This window comes from Symbiobacterium ostreiconchae (assembly GCF_055396975.1).
The window spans coordinates 1652588-1666713 of sequence record NZ_AP042454.1 but is presented as its reverse complement, the minus strand read 5'-3'; the positions used below and the strand labels follow the sequence as shown (position 1 = coordinate 1666713).

At 67.4% G+C, this 14126-nt stretch carries 12 protein-coding genes; 9 read left to right on the top strand and 3 right to left on the bottom strand.

Annotated features, from left to right (window positions below; all coding sequences use genetic code 11):
• Positions 1-85: 85 nt before the first annotated feature.
• The 8 genes from ACZ5UM_RS08210 (at position 86) to ACZ5UM_RS08175 (ending at position 8147) form a co-directional block, all read left to right on the top strand.
• Positions 86-1060 carry an ABC transporter permease gene (locus tag ACZ5UM_RS08210; protein ID WP_464848089.1) on the top strand — a complete coding sequence of 325 codons (975 nt, stop codon included), beginning with the start codon at positions 86-88 and terminating at the stop codon, positions 1058-1060.
• 6 nt (positions 1061-1066) lie between these two features.
• Positions 1067-1939: an ABC transporter permease gene (locus ACZ5UM_RS08205; protein ID WP_464848088.1), complete on the top strand. Its 873-nt coding sequence runs from the start codon at positions 1067-1069 to the stop codon at positions 1937-1939.
• A 13-nt stretch (positions 1940-1952) separates the two neighbouring features.
• Positions 1953-2957 carry an ABC transporter ATP-binding protein gene (locus ACZ5UM_RS08200; protein WP_464848087.1) on the top strand — a complete coding sequence of 335 codons (1005 nt, stop codon included), beginning with the start codon at positions 1953-1955 and terminating at the stop codon, positions 2955-2957.
• On the top strand, positions 2954-3955 hold the full coding sequence (locus ACZ5UM_RS08195; protein ID WP_464848086.1) for an ABC transporter ATP-binding protein: 1002 nt from the start codon (positions 2954-2956) through the stop codon (positions 3953-3955). The genes ACZ5UM_RS08200 and ACZ5UM_RS08195 overlap by 4 nt, the downstream gene beginning before the upstream one ends.
• The gene (locus ACZ5UM_RS08190; protein WP_464848085.1) at positions 3907-4149 is read left to right on the top strand and encodes a hypothetical protein; all 243 of its coding nucleotides are present in this window, start codon (positions 3907-3909) and stop codon (positions 4147-4149) included. The genes ACZ5UM_RS08195 and ACZ5UM_RS08190 overlap by 49 nt, the downstream gene beginning before the upstream one ends.
• Positions 4150-4168: 19 nt before the next feature.
• The gene (locus ACZ5UM_RS08185) at positions 4169-5143 is read left to right on the top strand and encodes a GNAT family N-acetyltransferase (protein WP_464848084.1); all 975 of its coding nucleotides are present in this window, start codon (positions 4169-4171) and stop codon (positions 5141-5143) included.
• 86 nt (positions 5144-5229) lie between these two features.
• Positions 5230-7101: an ABC transporter substrate-binding protein gene (locus ACZ5UM_RS08180; RefSeq protein WP_464848083.1), complete on the top strand. Its 1872-nt coding sequence runs from the start codon at positions 5230-5232 to the stop codon at positions 7099-7101.
• Positions 7102-7175: 74 nt separating this feature from the next.
• A complete protein-coding gene (locus tag ACZ5UM_RS08175) occupies positions 7176-8147 on the top strand; it encodes an N-acetylglucosamine kinase (protein ID WP_464848082.1) in 972 nt (323 codons plus the stop codon).
• A gap of 1011 nt (positions 8148-9158) precedes the next feature.
• Here ACZ5UM_RS08175 and ACZ5UM_RS08170 read toward each other — a convergent pair.
• Positions 9159-9323, bottom strand: coding sequence for a DUF4177 domain-containing protein (locus ACZ5UM_RS08170; protein WP_464848080.1), 165 nt, complete (start codon positions 9321-9323; stop codon positions 9159-9161).
• 131 nt (positions 9324-9454) lie between these two features.
• Here ACZ5UM_RS08170 and ACZ5UM_RS08165 point away from each other — a divergent pair, with 131 nt between their 5' ends.
• Positions 9455-10375 (top strand): alpha/beta hydrolase, encoded by a 921-nt coding sequence (locus ACZ5UM_RS08165; protein WP_464848079.1) that lies wholly within the window; start codon positions 9455-9457, stop codon positions 10373-10375.
• Here the strand turns inward: ACZ5UM_RS08165 and ACZ5UM_RS08160 are convergent.
• Both ACZ5UM_RS08160 and ACZ5UM_RS08155 read right to left on the bottom strand, forming a co-directional pair.
• On the bottom strand, positions 10359-12254 hold the full coding sequence (locus tag ACZ5UM_RS08160; RefSeq protein WP_464848078.1) for an ABC transporter ATP-binding protein: 1896 nt from the start codon (positions 12252-12254) through the stop codon (positions 10359-10361). The two genes, ACZ5UM_RS08165 and ACZ5UM_RS08160, sit on opposite strands and share 17 nt — an antisense overlap.
• Positions 12254-14050: an ABC transporter ATP-binding protein gene (locus tag ACZ5UM_RS08155; protein WP_464848077.1), complete on the bottom strand. Its 1797-nt coding sequence runs from the start codon at positions 14048-14050 to the stop codon at positions 12254-12256. The genes ACZ5UM_RS08160 and ACZ5UM_RS08155 overlap by 1 nt, the downstream gene beginning before the upstream one ends.
• Positions 14051-14126 lie beyond the last annotated feature (76 nt).

Sequence of the window (14126 nt, the reverse complement as noted above, 5' to 3'; positions counted from 1 at the left end):
GCGGGAGGAGCCGCGCATCGCCCGAGCGAAATAGTACTTCAATACATAGTTAGTTATAAACCGAATTTGATAGGGTGTGACTACCTTGCGCAAACTGATTATGGCACTCGTGACGATTCTCTTCGCGATCATCGCGATGTTCGTCGTGATCCAGAACATGCCCGGCGATCCCGTGGAGACGCTGGCCGCCGAGATCTCCCGCACCGAGAACCTCGAAATGGAGATCGCCTACGCCAAGGCCAAGAGCGTCCTGAACTACGACCCCGACGTCCCCGTGGTCCAGCGGCTGGTCGGCTACCTGGGCGGCATCCTGCGGGGCAACCTCGGCGACTCGCTGGCCTACGGTAAGCCGGTGCTGGAGCTGGTGCTCGGGGCGCTGCCGTGGACGCTCCTGGTGCTGTCCGTCTCCCTCACCCTCTCCTTCACGGCGGGCGTGGTGGCCGGCCTTTTCATCGCCTGGAAGCGGAGGCGCTGGATGAACGCGCTCCTCAACCTCTGGCAGTCCATCTTCGGCTCGGTGCCTGACTACATCATCGCGTACCTGCTGGTCTTCCTCTTCGCGGTCACCCTCGGATGGCTGCCGGCCCGGGGCCCGTACAGCGCGTCGGTGACGCCGGGCTTCAACCTGGCCTTCATCGGCAGCGTGATGCGCCACGCCATCCTGCCGGTTCTGGCCTACTTCCTGACGACGGTGGCCAACTGGACCATCGGCATGCGGGCCAACGCCCTGGGCTCGCTGGGGGAGGACTACGTCGCCTACGCCCGGGCCCGGGGGCTCTCGCAGCGGCGGATTCTCATCCACTATGTCGGCCGGAACTCGATCCTGCCGATGATCACGTCGCTGGCCATCGCCTTCGGCTTCATGTTCGGCGGCTCGCCGCTGATCGAGAACCTGTTCCTGTACCCCGGCGTGGGTTACTACCTGAATCAGGCCATCGCCCGGCGCGACTACCCGCTGATGCAGGGGATGTACTTCATCATGATCGTCGTCGTCGTGCTCTCGGGACTGCTGGCCGAGAAGCTCTACGCGGTGCTCAACCCACGGCTGAGAGAGAGGTAGGCAGACATGAAGAAGGGACGCACCGGCCGGTTCGCCGGCATCAGGGCCTTTTTCAGCGTGATCTGGAGAAACCCCATGTCGCGCATGGGTTTTCTCATTTTGCTGGTCTTCCTGCTGATGGCCGTCTTCGGGCCTATGCTGATTCCCGACCTGAAATCCGACTACGCCAACCGGCTGCAGCCGCCCTCGGCCAGGCACTGGCTGGGCACCGACCTCGCGGGCAAGGACACCCTGCTGCAGCTGATCCTGGGCTCCCGTGACGTCCTGCTGGTGGCCGCCTACGCCGGCCTCTTCGCGGTGCTGATCGCCGCGGCGATCGGCATCGTGGCGGGCCTGCAGGGCGGCATCGTCGACCGGGTGCTCATGCTCTTCACCGACGTGGTGCTGACCATGCCCAGCTTCCCGGTGACCATGATCCTCTCCATGGTCATCCGCATCACCGATCCCCTGGTGTTCGGCCTGGTGCTCGGCCTCTGGTCGTGGGCGGGCCTCGCCAAGGCCATCCGCTCACAGGTGCTCACGCTGAAGCACCGGGAGTTTATCGAAGCCAGCCGGATCATGGGCATCAGCAAGCTGAACATCATCCTCTACGATGTCCTGCCCAACCTGGTTTCGTACATCGCCGTGAACTTCATCTCCATCATGAAGGGCGCGATCACCTCCAGCGTCGGCCTGATGATCCTCGGCCTGGTACCCTTCCAGGGCAATCACTGGGGCGTGATGATCCAGGTGGCCATCTCCCAGACCGGCGCCCTCATGGGATCGGGCTCCATGGTCTACTTCCTGGCCCCGGTCCTCTGCCTCATGCTCTTCCAGCTGGGCTGCTACTTCTTCGCCAGCGGGCTGGATGAGGCGCTGAATCCGCGGCTGCGGTCCTAGAGGAGGGTCTGATATGACCGAACCCATTCTGGAGGTCAAGCACCTCACCGTGGAATTCAAGCTGCACGACCGGACGATCCGCGCCGTGGACGACGTGAGCCTCACCGTGAACCGCGGCGAGATCGTCGGCATCATCGGCGAAAGCGGCAGCGGCAAGACGACGCTGGTCTCCGGCATCCTCAACCTGGTGCAGTCGCCGGGCCGCATCACCTCGGGCCAGGTGATCTACCATCCCCGGGGCGGCAAGCCCGTGGACCTGCGGACGCTCACCCCGGAGGCGTTCAGCCGGTACCGCTGGACCCACCTGACCAGCGTCTTCCAGGCCGCGCAGAACGTGCTGAACCCCACCCTGCGGGTGAAGGAGCACTTCCTGGAGACCGCCTGGGCGCACGACCCGAAGGCGCGGGAGGAAGACGTCTTCGCCAAGGCCCGGGACCTGCTGAGCCAGGTGCGGCTGGAGGAGCGGGTGCTGGAGTGCTATCCGCACCAGCTCTCGGGCGGCATGAAGCAGCGCACCATCATCGCCCTGAGCCTCATCCTGGACCCCGACATCCTCTTCCTGGATGAGCCCACCACGGCCCTGGACGTCATCACCCAGTGGTACATCCTGGAGATCCTGAAGCGCATCCAGCGGGACCACGGCCTGACCATGGTCTTCTGCACCCACGACGTATCCATCATCGGGTCCGTCGTCGACCGGCTGGGCGTGATGTACGCCGGCGAGCTGGTCGAGTACGGCCCGGTGCTCACCATGTTCCAGGAGCCGACCCATCCCTACACCGCCGGCCTGATGACGGCGATCCCGTCGCTCCGGGACGACGTCACCAAGCGCAAGGCCATCCCCGGCAATCCGCCGGACCTGGCCAACCTGCCCGAGGCGTGCCGGTTCGCCCCGCGCTGCTTCGCCCACGCGCAGGGCCTCTGCGAGGGCGACCGGGCCCGCACGCGGCAGCTGTACCCCAGCCACCCGGACCAGTACACGCGCTGCTACAGCTGGGAGAAGGTGTTTAAGTCGTGAACCTTGTGAAGTTGGAAAACGTAAGTGTCTACTTCCAGAGCGAGAAGAACCCCCGTGAGCGGGTCGGCGCCCTGGTCGGCGTCAACCTCGAAATCGCCCCCGGCGAGATCATCGCGGTGGTAGGCGAGAGCGGCTGTGGGAAAACTACGCTCGGGAAGGTGATCACCGACATCTACCAGCCCACCGAGGGCAGGATGCTGTTCAAGGGCAGGGACATCCGCCAGCTGGACAAGCGGAGATACCGGGAGTACCGGCTCGCGGTGCAGATGATCCACCAGGACTCCTACGCGGCGCTGAACCCCAACCGCACCATCTTCCAGTCGCTGTCGCTGCCGCTTCTGCAGCACCGGCTGGTGCGAAACACGCAGCAGGCGTGGGACGAGCTGGTGGCGCTGTTCACCGAGATCGGCCTCACGCCGCCCGAGCAGTTCCTGGAGAAGTACCCGCACCAGCTTTCCGGCGGCCAGCGCCAGCGCATCCTGCTCGCACGGGCGCTGTCGGTGAAGCCGAGCCTCATCGTCGCCGATGAGCCGGTCTCGATGGTCGACGTCTCGCTGCGGATCTCGCTGCTCGACCTGATGGCGCGCGCCAACAAGAAGTACGGCATCTCCTTCGTCTACATCACCCACGATCTGGGCACGGCGCGCTACATCGCCCATCACGGCCGCATCGCCGTGATGTACCTGGGCCGCATGGTCGAGCTCAACCAGATCCAGGCGGCCCTGGATCGGCCGGCGCACCCCTACTTCCACGCGCTGATCTCGGCCGTCCCCGAGGCAGACCCCACCCGGCGCGGGCGCATGCACCAGCTTCCGCTGAAGTCGTTCGACATGCCCAGCGTGACGAATGCGCCTCCTGGCTGCAAGTTCCATCCCCGCTGCCCGTACGCCGAGGCGGTCTGCGAGCAGGACGAACCGAAGCTGCGGGAGTCTGAGGGAGGACTGGTGGCGTGCCACCTGGTGGAGAAGATCAGGGCCGGCGCCCGGAACCAGGGCTAGGCGGTCCCCTGCAGTTTCTGCGTGCGATCACCGCGGCGGCGGTCACCATCCTGGTGATCGCCTTGCTGGGACTCGTCTTCGGACCCGGGGATCCGGGCACGCGCACGCTCTACGGCCTGGTGATCGGACTCAACCTGCTGGTGGCCCTGGCCTACTGGCCGGTCGTGCGGTGGCTGCAGCGGACGAAGCGATGAGCAAAGGAGCCCGAGGCAGATGATCAGACCCATGGATGCGCAGGATCTGGAGGCGGCCGCGGCACTCTGGAACCGGGCGGCGGAAAGCCGCGACATCCTCCACAAGCCGCTGGCCCCGGAGCGGTTCCGGCAGAAGTTCGTGGCCGCCGGCCCGGCCGAGGTGAAGCACAACCTGGTCGCCGAGGCGGACGGCCAAGTGGTCGGTTTCGGCAGCGCCTACCACAAGCTGGGCGCTGACCACGGCTACGTCACGTTCGTGCTCGTCGACCCCGCCCACCGGCGGCAGGGCATCGGAAGCCGGCTCCTTGCGGCCCTCGAAACCCGGCTGCGGGAGTTCCCCACGGTGACGAGGATCATGCTGAACTTCTTCAACCCGGTCAACCTGGAGTGGTTCATCCCCGGCACGCCCGGCCACGACCACCCCAACGCCCCCGGCGTCGACGCCCGGTCGCCTGCGCTCCCGTTCTTCCTGAAGAACGGCTACGTGGAGACCGCCCGGCAGTACTCCTACTACCGGCTGCTGGCGGACTTCGAGTACTCCCCGAAGATCGCCGAGCGCGCCCGGAAACTGGCCGAGCAGGGCACGACCGTCACCTACTACGACCCGGCTGTGCACCACGGCCTGAACGAGCTGTTCGACGACCTGGGCAACGAGGACTGGCGGGAGAAGGTCATGTCGGACGTGAACAGCCCGAACCCGCACCCGCTGCTCATCGTGCAGCGGGGCGGGCGAGTTGGCGGCTTCGCCGGCCCGCTGTACGTGCAGGAGAGCGGCCGCGGATACTTCGCCGGCATCGGCGTGCACAGCGAGTTCCGCGGGGGCGGAGCGGGCTCGGTGCTCTTCTCGGCCCTCTGCCAGGGGCTGAAGGACATGGGGGCCACGTTCATGTCGCTGTTCACCGGCAAGAACAACGTGGCCCGCACCATCTACGAGTCCGCCGGGTTTGAGGTCGTGCACGAATGGGCGTGCATGCGCAAGGACCTGGGCGGCTGACCGGCCGGGTCCCCCCACTGCGGCAGTGAGCGCGCGGCCTCGGGCCGCCCTCATGTGAAATCACCCAATCAGGGAGGCATCCAGAATTGAAGAAGCTGGCAGCAGCACTGCTCACCGCAGCGATGCTCCTGGCAACCGCGTGCGCCCGCAATCAGGACACCACCCCCCCGGGCGGCGGTGGGACGCAGACGCCGCCCGCCCAGGCCCCAGCCAGCCTGAAGCTCAGCGGTGACGTCGACACCACCAAGACGCTGACGACCTTCGTGAACACCCAGCCGCCCCCTGCCTTCCACGGGAACCCCTTCGATGATGTCGCGGGCCTGAACTGGTCGGTTCAGCCCTTCCTGTTCGAGCCGCTGACGGACTACTCCGCCCTGCCGGAGAAGGAGTACCGTCCTGCGGCCCTCGAGAGCTTCAAGATGGAGGGCAAGACCCTCACGATGGTGCTGCGCGACGGCCTGAAGTGGAGCGACGGCAGCCCGCTGACGGTCGACGACGTTCTGACCTCGCTCTACATGCAGGCGGCCAAGGGCACGCTCTGGCAGGTGGCTGAGTCCGTCGAGAAGGTGGATGAGCGGACCCTCGTCGTTGAGTTTGTCAACGAGAGCCCGCTCAACCTGAACCTGGTCCTGCCCACCTACATCATGACGCCGGCGGCCACCTACGGCGACTTCGCCGCGGAACTGCGGGACTACGTCGAGCAGTACCGGGTGTGGGACGAGGCCACCGGACGGTACAAGTTCGACGCGGCGGGCCAGGATGTCATCAACGACATCAACACGCGCCTGGGCAACTACAAGCCCGATCCGCTGAAGGACGTGCTCTTCTCCGGCCCGTACGTGCTGACCGGCGTCACCAGCGCCGAGATGATCTTCGAGGCCAACCCCCACTACTACATGGAGGTGAAGATCCCGAAGATCCGCGCCCTGCGCTCGGCCGGCGGCGAGTCCTTCGCGACAGCGGTGCTGGAAGAGGCCTTCACGGTGGAGAACGGCGGCCTGAGCCCCGAGATGACGCAGCAGGTGGAGAACAAGTTCAAGGACAAGCTGCGCACCATCTTCATCCCCGAGTTCTCCCAGATCGGCTACCTGTTCAACTACCAGAAGTACCCCTTCAACATCCCCGAGGTCCGCAAGGCCTTCGCCTACATGATGGACCGGGAGACCCTGATCAAGCTGGCCGAGCCCGGCAGCTTCGTCAGCGACACCCACGCCACCGGCATGCTGCCCTCGCTGATCCCCGCCTACTCCAGCCAGGCGTTCCTGGACAGCCTGACGGACTACAGCTACAACCCGGCCAAGGCCGAGGAGCTGCTGACGTCCATCGGCTGGAAGAAGGTGAACGGCAAGTGGGCGAACGAGAACGGCGAGGTCGTCAGGATCGAGCTGGTCACCATCGGCTCCTGGCCGTCGCTGATGTTCCCGTCTGAGGCCTACGCCACCATGCTGAAGGAGGCCGGCTTCGAGGTCGAGTTCAAGCCGATGGAGTTCGCCGCCATGATCGACTACATGAACAAGGGCGAGCACCAGATCGCCTCGTACTTCGTGCCCAGCATGTCGACCTACGCCCACCCGTGGGAGGTCTACAACCAGGCCTACCTGGGGGCGTACGCCGGCCGCATGAACCTGCCTCAGCTGGAGCCCGGCGAGGACCGGATCCTCAAGGCCCCCAGCACCGGCAAGGAGTACAACGTGACCCAGCTCCTGGCCCGGCTCTACGAGGCCACCGATCCGGATGAAGTCCGGTCCATCACCGAGGACCTCATGACGCTGACCAACGACCTGGTGCCGTTCATCCCGCTGATCGAGAAGACCGCGCCGCTGCGGATCTACGACCCGAAGCTGAGCGCAGCGGAAGGCGAGCTGGGGAAGCCGCAGAGCGACTTCTTCTGGTACGGCAACCTGAACAACATGCTGACCAAGCAGCTCCGGGCCGGAGAGCTCTACTTCGTCAAGTAGGCCCTGCCGGCCGTGCGGGAGGGGGTCGCGCCCCCTCCCGCTTTTGGATCCGGAGCATTCGGGAGGTTGGTAAGATGAACCCATCCCGCATCGTGCTCGGCATCGACGGCGGCGGCACCCGCACCCGCTGCCTGGCTGCGGACCTCTCCGGCCGGGTGCTGGGGGAGGGGCACGGCGGCCCGGCCAACGCCCTGGTGGTGGGGCTGGCCCGAGCCGTGGAGAGCATCGCACAGGCTGCCCGGGAAGCGCTGGCGGCGGCGGGCCGCACGGCCGGGGACGTCTGCGCCGTGTGCGCCGGGCTCGCCGGCGCCGGGCAGCCCGGGACCCAGGCGGAACTGGCCGGTGCCATCGCACAGGCGCTGGCGCTCTCCGCCTCCGTGCCGGTGCAGGTGGTGAGCGACGCCCGCGTGGCTCTGGCCGGGGCCCTGCAGGGCGCCCCCGGCGTGATCCTCATCGCCGGAACCGGGTCGATTGCTTATGGACTGGACGACGCCGGGCGGCTGGCCCGGGCCGGCGGCTGGGGCTGGATCTTCGGCGACGAGGGCAGCGGCTTCGCCATCGGGCGGCAGGCCCTGGCGGCCGCGCTCCGTGCCCTGGACGGCACCGGACCGGCCACGGCGCTCGGCGGGCGCATCTGCGCGGCCTGGGGCCTCTCGCAGCTCACCGACGCGATTCCCCGGGTCTACGCCGATCCCGCCGCGGCCCGCACGGAGATCGCCGGGCTGGTGCCCCTGGTGGCGCAGGCGGCCGCCGATGGGGATGACGTGGCCGGCGAGATCCTCCGCAGGGCGGGCCGGGACCTGGCGGACCTGGCCGCCGCGCTGCTGCGCCGAATGGCCCTGAGACAGCCCGTGGTGGCCACCACCGGCGGCGTGCTGGAGGGCGTCCCCGCCGTGCGGGAAGCGCTGGTGGCGCACCTGGCGAAGCGGATGCCGACGGCCCGGGTGGTGGAGAGCGCCGGGAGCCCGGCCGCCGGCGCCGTGCTGATAGCCCGGGCGATGATGGAAGGCGGGGCGAAAAATCCCGGCCGGGGTAAGCCCGGATGACCTCGCCAGAGAGCGGGGGACCTCCTCGCCGCGCTTTCGCTGGCCGTGAGCAGCAACTGGATGGGCGGTCCCGCCATGCCTGGTGGGACCGCCCGCTGGTCTGCGCGATCGGCGTGCGCTATGCCCGGGTCCTACACCTCGAGCCCACGGTCGAGTGTACATTCCGCGCGCAAATCCGCCGCTCGGCCCGCCGGCAACCTCGCGAGACAGGATCTCCCCGGTGAATCTCGCCAGACCGGCTACCCGCCGCCCTCGCCAGGTCGGGTCACACCGGGGTATCCCAGGGTCCTCGGCCACCTCCCGGCCTGGTTGCGCGCAGAATGTACACCGGCGCCCGATCGTCCAGTGCACATTCCGCGCGCAAGCCGGGCATCGACCCGATCCTACGATCTCGTCTGGTTGGGTCACAGCGGGGTGCCCCCGGGTCCTCGGCCAGCTCGCGGCCTAATTGCGCGCAGAATGTACACCCGCACCCGATCGTCCGGTGCACATTCCGCGCGCAGGCCGGGCATCGATCCCAGCCGATGACCTCGTCGGGTAGGGTCACACCGGGGCATCCCGGGGCCTCGGCCAGCTCGCGGCCTGACTGCGCGCAGAATGTGCACCTGCTCCCGATCGTCCGGTGCACATTCCGCGCGCAAGCCGAGCTTCGATCCTACCCGCCGGCCTCGTCAGACAGGGTCACACCGGAATACCCCGGATTCCGGCCAGGGGCAGTACGGGGTCAAGCACGCCCGGGTCCTGGTTCCGCGCACGATGTTCACCCCTCGCATCCGCCAGGATGCACATTTCGCGCGCTCGGCCCTTCAGCCGGGGGCGCGCTCACCCCAAGAAACCTGGAGACCCGCCGGACAGATGAGGCCGCCACGTCTGCAGCTGACGAGCAGGGTCGTCGCAGAGGGGACTCGTCGACGCTGACCGGTATGCAGTCTATGGCCCTGATGATGATGGGGAGGTCATCCTGGCTGTGTCGGCTGCCATCTGCGATTTCCGCTTGGCCGCCGACGCAGCTCAGGCGCTGACCTTCCGCTCCAGGGTCACCACCAGCGTGGTGAACCCGCCGAAGCCCTCGACCACGTACTGGAACTTGCAGCGCCAACCCTCCCGGGCGTACTCGTTGAGAGCATCCTCCAGCACCTCCGCGGCGGAGAGCTTGAGAACCTTGTACTCGTACACACACGCTCACTCCTTTCCATGCTCTGTCAAAGAGATGCGCCGGCCCTGCGCAATGGTTGGCGGTAACACCCGGGAACACTCGGCAGTGCCGGGGCGTCATTTCCAGAAAGGTTATGCAAGGAGTGGCGCTCATGTACGTTCATAGCTTCAAGGACCTGCAACACGAGGTGTTCCGCCTGCACGGCCAGGGCGCCTACCGGGAGGCGCTGGCGCTGATCGAGCGGGAAGCCGCCCGATTCCCCGACCAGGCCCCGACCTTCTACTTCTGGCGGGCTTGCCTCGCTTGCCTGACGGACGGCGCAGACGACGGGCTCCGCTGGCTGCGGGCGGCCGCCGATGAAGGCTTCTGGTACCACGAGCGCATGCTGAACGATCCGGACCTCGCGGCGCTCAGGGAAGACCCCCGGCTCGAACCGCTCATGGATCTGTTCCGCGAGCGCCGGGAGGCGGCGCAGGCCCTGGCCCGGCCGGTGCTGTACACGTACGAGCCGGAAGGGGCGCCGCGGGGGCTTCTGATGGCGCTGCACGGTGCGGGAAGCAGCTTCGAACAGGAAGAGGAAAGGGCCCCCTGGACGGCCGCGACCGCGGCCGGCTGGCGGGTGGCCCTGGCCCAGTCGTCGCAGGTGTGGGCCCCGGGAAAGTACTTCTGGGGAGACCGCGACCGGGCCCTGGCGGAAGTGAAGGCGCACCTCGACGGCCTCGGCCCGCACAGCAGCACCGTGATCGCGGGGTTCTCGATGGGCGCCGCGGTGGCCATGTTCGGGGTGTTGAGCGGGACGCTCCCCGCGACGGGCTTCCTCGCCGTCGCGCCGGCCATCCGGCCGGAGACGTTCCTGCCGCTGCTTGCGGAGGCGCGCCGGGACATCCGGGGCTATATCGTCATCGGCGACGGCGACTGGGCGTTCCCGGCGGCCCGGGAGTTCGCCTCCGCCATGCGGGAAGCCGGCCTCGCCTGCGAACTGGAGGTGCACCCGGGCCTCGGCCACGAGTACCCGCCGGGCTTCGCCGATCAGCTCCCTGAGCGGCTGGCCGCGCTCATCCCGCCTCGATGAACTTGAACTGCGCCTGAATCAGGCCGTAATAGACGCCCTTGCGCGCCATCAGCGACTCGTGGGTACCCATCTCCACGATCCGGCCGTGGTCCAGTACCACGATCTTGTCCGCGTTCCGGATCGTCGACAGCCGGTGGGCGATGACGAAGGAGGTGCGCCCCTTCAGGAGCCGCGCCAGCGCCTCCTGAATCAGCAGCTCGGTCTGGGTGTCGATCGAGGCCGTGGCCTCGTCGAGGACCAGGATGCGCGGGTCCGCCAGCAAGGCCCGGGCAAAGGAGATAAGCTGCCGCTCGCCCATCGAGAGCCGCGACCCCCGTTCCCGCACCTCGGTCTGGTAGCCGTGCGGCAGCCGCATGATGAAGTCGTGGGCCCGCACGGCTTTGGCTGCTGCGATGACCTCCTCGTCGGTGGCATCCAGCCGTCCGTAGCGGATGTTGTCCATGATCGTGCCGCTGAAGATGAACGTGTCCTGCAGCACCACGCCGATCTGCCTGCGCAGAGAGTCCAGCGTCACGTCCCGCACGTCCACGCCGTCGATGCGCACGGCGCCTTCGCTCACGTCGTAGAAGCGGGAAAGCAGGTTGATGACCGACGTCTTGCCCGCGCCGGTGTGACCGACCAGGGCAACCGTCTCGCCGGGGTTCACCTTCAGGCAAACCCCGCGCAGGGCGGTGCGCCCTTCTTCGTAGGCGAAGGTGACGTTGTCCAGCTCCACCTCGCCCCGGATCCGGGGCAGCGGCCGGGCATCCGGCTTCTCGGGCACCGTCGGCTTCGTGTCCAGGTACTCGAAGATGCGCTCGCTGGAGGCCATGGCGACCAGCATCTGACCGTAGAGCTGCGTGAGCCGCAGGATGGGTTCCCAGAACTGGCCCACATACGTCACGAAGGCGACCAGCACGCCGACGGTGATGCCGCCGCCCTGCAGGATCCGGGTCCCGTACCAGTAGACGACCGCCGTGCCCAGGGCGCCCATGATCTCCACGATCGGGTTGAACAGGGCGTTCAGCCGGACGGTGTCCAGCCATGTGCGGCGCACCTCCACGTTCATGTCGGCGAAGAAGTCCTTGTTGGGCTCCTGCTGGCTGAAGGCCTGCGTCACCCGCACGCCCTGGATCGCCTCCGCCAGGTGGGCGGTGAGCCGGGAGCGCTGCATCCGCACCCGCTGCCAGCCGTGGCGCACCCGGGTCCGGAGCCGCACGGTGGTGATCATCATGAGGGGCAGGAAGGCGAAGATCACCAGCGACAGCTTCAGGTGCATCGACATCATGATGACGATGATGCCGACCAGCGTCAGCACGTCCTGCAGCAGGTTGATGATGCCGTTGGTGAACAGGTCCTGCAGGGAGTTCACGTCGTTGGTGACGCGCACGAGGATCGACCCGGCCGGCCGGGTGTCGAAGAAGCGGAGCGACAGCGACTGGATGTGGGCGAAGGTCTTCTGCCGCAGGTCATACAGCGCCCGCTGCCCGACCCAGGCGGTCAGCCGGATCCGCCAGTGGTTCGCGATCCAGTTGACGACGTGCACGGCGGCCATCGCCCCGACCAGGATGGCGAGCCGCTCAGTGCGGTCGTAGGGCTCCAGCCACTGCGTCCAGCGGGTAAAGCGCACCTCGGGCTCCAGCACCGCGTCAATCGCCTGGGCGATCAGCCACGGCACGGCCAGGCGCGTGACCGTCGCCGCCAGCATCGCGACGCCGGCGATGACCACCTGGCGGACGTAGGGCCGCAGGAAGGTGCCGAGCCGCTTGATCTGGTTCCAGTCGAAGGGCTTCTCAAAAACCTGCTCCTCCCGGTAGTAGAAGCGGTCCGCGTTCTCGCTGCGCCGGACCGGCCTGCGGCCGTGCAGCTCGCGGGCCGTGCGGTAAGTGCCCATGCCCATCAGCGGCTCCCCCCCTTCGCGGCCGCCCCCGCGACCCGCTGCGCCTCGTAGTCCCGGAACTGGATGTCGTAGATGGACCGGTACACGCCGCCCCGGGCCAGCAGTTCCTCGTGGGTGCCCCGCTCCACCACCCGGCCCTGGTCCAGCACCAGGATCTCGTCGGCGTGCTTCACCGAGGAGAGCCGGTGGGCGATGATGAAGGTCGTGCGCCCCCGCATGGCGTTCTGCAGAGCGAGCTGGATCTCGTGCTCGGTCTCCATGTCCACCGAGGCGGTGGCATCGTCGAGGATCAGGATGCGGGGGTTGTTCAGGATCGCCCGGGCGATGGCGATGCGCTGCCGCTGCCCGCCGGAGAGGCCGAGGCCCCGCTCGCCGATGATCGTGTCGTAGCCGTTGGGCGTCTCCATGATGAAGTCGTGCGCCCGGGCGAGCTTCGCCGCGGCGATGATCTCCTCCATCGTGGCCGTGCGGCGGCCGTAGGCGATGTTCTCACGGATCGTCGCCGACCAGAGGAAGGTCTCCTGCTGCACGATGCCGATGTGCCGGCGCAGGTCGTCCAGGTCCAGATCGCGCACGTCGATGCCGTCGATGGTCACCCGGCCCCGTGTGACGTCGTAGAACCGGGGGATGAGCGAGACCAGGGTCGACTTGCCCGAACCGGTCGCGCCGATCAGTCCGATGACGCTGCCGGGCGGGGCGTCCAGGTGGATGTCCGCCAGCGCTGGGTGCGGGCTGATCTCACCGGAGCCCGGTCGGGGCGAGTCGTACTGGAACCACACCCCCTCGAAGCGCACGTGGCCCGCCATCTCCGGCATCCGCACCGCATCCGGCCGGCTGCGCACGGCGACCGGGTGCTCCAGCACCTCCAGGAGTCGCTGGCCGGAGGCCACGGCCTGGGTCAGCTCGTTGATGCGGTAGCCGATCTCCCGCATCGGCCAGATCCAGTACCAGATCAGGCTGTTGAAGGCGACCAGCTCACCCAGCGAGATCTCGCTCCGGAGCACCAGCCAGCCCCCGTAGCCCAGCATCAGGGTGAGGGCCAGGTTGGACAGCATCTCGATGACCGGGAAGTACCGGGCCCACAGACCCGTCGTGGCCAGGTTCGCCTCCAGGTACTCCTGGTTGTGCGCGGCGAACTTCTCCACCTCGAAGGGCTCCCGGGCGAAGGACTTGACGGTGCGCATGCCGCTCAGGTTCTCCTGGGCGGCGGTGGAGAGGCCGGCCAGGGCCTCGCGCACCCTGCGGAAGGCCGGATGCACCTGCCGCTCGAACCGCAGCACCACCACCAGCAGGAAGGGCATCGCCAGCAGGGTGACCAGCGTCAGACGGGCCGACATGGAGAGCATGACGACCAGCGAGAAGAGAGTCATAAAGAAGATGTCCATCAGGTGGACGAAGCCGAAGGAGAGGAACATCCGGAACGCCTCGACATCCGCGGTCACACGGGACATCAGGTCGCCGGTGTGGGCGTTGTCGTAGAACTTGAAGTGCAGATACTGAAGCTTGTCGTAGAGGGCGTTGCGCAGGTCCAGGGTCGCATTCTGGCCGAACGTGTGGCCCAGGTACTGGCGCAGGAAGTTGAACAGGCCGCGCACCAGGGCCACCGCGAGCACCGCCCCGGCCCAGTACGGCAGCTCGCCGAAGCGCTGCTCCCGGATCACCCGGTCGATGAGCTGCTCCAGGAGCCACGGCCGCACCAGCCCTGCCGCCGTCAGGAAGGCCATCGCGAGCACCGAACCCAGCCCCCACCCGATGTATGGCATGTAGAACCGTTTGAGGCGAGAGAACACCTGCATGGATGAAATCCACTCCCCCAGCGCAGTACAGCGATTGCTTGTTGAGGATTCGCCCCCTCCCGGCAGCATTCCTTCA

What these genes read in the sequence shown, in the direction of transcription:
- ACZ5UM_RS08205 (WP_464848088.1), top strand. Translation starts at nt 1,067, where the DNA reads ATGAAGAAGGGACGCACCGGCCGGTTCGCCGGCATCAGGGCCTTTTTC.
- ACZ5UM_RS08200 (WP_464848087.1), top strand. Translation starts at nt 1,953, where the DNA reads ATGACCGAACCCATTCTGGAGGTCAAGCACCTCACCGTGGAATTCAAG.
- ACZ5UM_RS08185 (WP_464848084.1), top strand. Translation starts at nt 4,169, where the DNA reads ATGATCAGACCCATGGATGCGCAGGATCTGGAGGCGGCCGCGGCACTC.
- ACZ5UM_RS08175 (WP_464848082.1), top strand. Translation starts at nt 7,176, where the DNA reads ATGAACCCATCCCGCATCGTGCTCGGCATCGACGGCGGCGGCACCCGC.
- ACZ5UM_RS08165 (WP_464848079.1), top strand. Translation starts at nt 9,455, where the DNA reads ATGTACGTTCATAGCTTCAAGGACCTGCAACACGAGGTGTTCCGCCTG.
- ACZ5UM_RS08160 (WP_464848078.1), bottom strand. Translation starts at nt 12,254, where the DNA reads ATGGGCATGGGCACTTACCGCACGGCCCGCGAGCTGCACGGCCGCAGG.
- ACZ5UM_RS08155 (WP_464848077.1), bottom strand. Translation starts at nt 14,050, where the DNA reads ATGCAGGTGTTCTCTCGCCTCAAACGGTTCTACATGCCATACATCGGG.